Raw genomic sequence first — 2,543 nt, forward strand, 5'->3', positions numbered from 1 at the left:
AATAGCGTTCTATCTTTCTTTCTAAAAAAAAATATGAAAAAACGCCCTTTCTCTAACCTCTGATTTCCAACCACTTAACTATCCCCCTCAAAAAAACTTGAAAAAAAGTTGCTGAAAAATTTGCAGAATTAAAAAAACGCCGTACCTTTGCACCCGCAAATGAGACGATAAGTGCTCTTGCAAAAAGAAACAACACGTACATTGACATAATGTTGTACAGCACAAAAGAAGATTTAAAGAATCGAGTGAAACCTGAAGTCAATAACTTAAAAATCGGTTAGAAGAAATTAAAGATTTTAACGATGAAGAGTTTGATCCTGGCTCAGGATGAACGCTAGCGGCAGGCCTAACACATGCAAGTCGAGGGAGGAGCTTTCGGGCTTCGACCGGCGTACGGGTGCGTAACGCGTATACAATCTGCCTTTCACATAGGGATAGCCCGAAGAAATTTGGATTAATACCTAATGGTATATAGGGATGGCATCATTTTTATATTAAAGCTGAGGCGGTGAAAGATGAGTATGCGTTCTATTAGCTAGTTGGAGAGGTAACGGCTCCCCAAGGCTACGATAGATAGGGGTTCTGAGAGGGATATCCCCCACACTGGTACTGAGATACGGACCAGACTCCTACGGGAGGCAGCAGTGAGGAATATTGGACAATGGTCGGAAGACTGATCCAGCCATGCCGCGTGCAGGAAGACGGCCTTATGGGTTGTAAACTGCTTTTGCAGGGGAAGAATAAGGAGTACGTGTACTTTGATGACGGTACTCTGCGAATAAGCATCGGCTAACTCCGTGCCAGCAGCCGCGGTAATACGGAGGATGCGAGCGTTATCCGGAATCATTGGGTTTAAAGGGTCCGTAGGCGGGCTAATAAGTCAGAGGTGAAAGCGCTCAGCTCAACTGAGCAACTGCCTTTGAAACTGTTAGTCTTGAATGGTTGTGAAGTAGTTGGAATGTGTAGTGTAGCGGTGAAATGCTTAGATATTACACAGAACACCGATAGCGAAGGCATATTACTAACAATTAATTGACGCTGATGGACGAAAGCGTGGGGAGCGAACAGGATTAGATACCCTGGTAGTCCACGCTGTAAACGATGGATACTAGCTGTTTGGTTGTAAGACTGAGTGGCTAAGCGAAAGTGATAAGTATCCCACCTGGGGAGTACGCACGCAAGTGTGAAACTCAAAGGAATTGACGGGGGCCCGCACAAGCGGAGGAACATGTGGTTTAATTCGATGATACGCGAGGAACCTTACCAAGGTTTAAATGGAGACTGACAGGTGTAGAGATACGCTTTTCTTCGGACAGTTTTCAAGGTGCTGCATGGTTGTCGTCAGCTCGTGCCGTGAGGTGTCAGGTTAAGTCCTATAACGAGCGCAACCCCTGCCATTAGTTGCTAGCGAGTCGAGTCGAGCACTCTAGTGGGACTGCCGGTGCAAACCGTGAGGAAGGTGGGGATGACGTCAAATCATCACGGCCCTTACATCTTGGGCTACACACGTGCTACAATGGTCGTTACAGAGAGCAGCCACTGCGTGAGCAGGCGCGAATCTATAAAGACGATCACAGTTCGGATCGGAGTCTGCAACTCGACTCCGTGAAGCTGGAATCGCTAGTAATCGGATATCAGCCATGATCCGGTGAATACGTTCCCGGGCCTTGTACACACCGCCCGTCAAGCCATGGAAGCTGGGGGTACCTGAAGACGGTCACCGAAAGGAGCTGTTTAGGGTAAAACTAGTGACTGGGGCTAAGTCGTAACAAGGTAGCCGTACCGGAAGGTGCGGCTGGAACACCTCCTTTTTAGAGACGACCGATGTTATAGACGAATAGAAGGATAACACCTTTTCTTTAAATCTTGCTGGACAACAAAAAAACAAGCAGTCTCATAGCTCAGCTGGTTAGAGCGCTACACTGATAATGTAGAGGTCGGCAGTTCGAGTCTGCCTGGGACTACGAAAAGATAAGCTGAATTGAGGAAATTCTAGGAGCTGAAGAGTTAGATAGTTAAATGGCTAACGACTAACGACTAATAACTAACGACTAAACACGGGGAATTAGCTCAGCTGGCTAGAGCACCTGCCTTGCACGCAGGGGGTCAAGGGTTCGAATCCCTTATTCTCCACAACACGCACCCACAAGTTCCCTCTCCTTTGGAGAGGGTTAGGGTGAGGAAAACAGTACATTGACATATTGGGATAAAAAGCATAAGAGATCAATAATAGATTATTGATAATCTAACGAAAAAATATTAAAAAGAATCAAAGAGAACGAGGTATTTTCTTAATTTAGAATTTAAAATTCAGAATTAAGAAAGACTACAAGCGCGAAAAGTTATGTAAGGGCGTATGGGGGATGCCTAGGCTCTCAGAGGCGAAGAAGGACGTGATAAGCTGCGAAAAGTTGCGGGGATTGGCACATACGATTAGATCCGCAAATATCCGAATGGGGCAACCCAGTACATTGAAGATGTACTACACCGATTGGTGGGCAAACCTGCTGAACTGAAACATCTTAGTAGGCAGAGGAGAAGAA

General features: G+C 46.0%; 2 tRNA genes and 2 rRNA genes (1 of these 4 running past the window's edge). All 4 read left to right on the plus strand.

Annotated features, from left to right (window positions below):
* Nucleotides 1-299 precede the first annotated feature (299 nt).
* Nucleotides 300-1,811: ribosomal RNA gene (locus HMPREF9441_RS15145) — 16S ribosomal RNA — on the plus strand.
* Nucleotides 1,812-1,890: 79 nt separating this feature from the next.
* Nucleotides 1,891-1,964, plus strand: a tRNA-Ile gene (locus HMPREF9441_RS15150).
* Nucleotides 1,965-2,059: 95 nt separating this feature from the next.
* A tRNA-Ala gene (locus HMPREF9441_RS15155) sits at nucleotides 2,060-2,133 on the plus strand.
* 202 nt (nucleotides 2,134-2,335) lie between these two features.
* Nucleotides 2,336-2,543: ribosomal RNA gene (locus HMPREF9441_RS15160) — 23S ribosomal RNA — on the plus strand (its annotated part continues 2,650 nt past the right edge of the window); the annotation flags it as partial.

The sequence above is a fragment of the Paraprevotella clara YIT 11840 genome (genome assembly GCF_000233955.1).
GTDB lineage: Bacteria > Bacteroidota > Bacteroidia > Bacteroidales > Bacteroidaceae > Paraprevotella > Paraprevotella clara.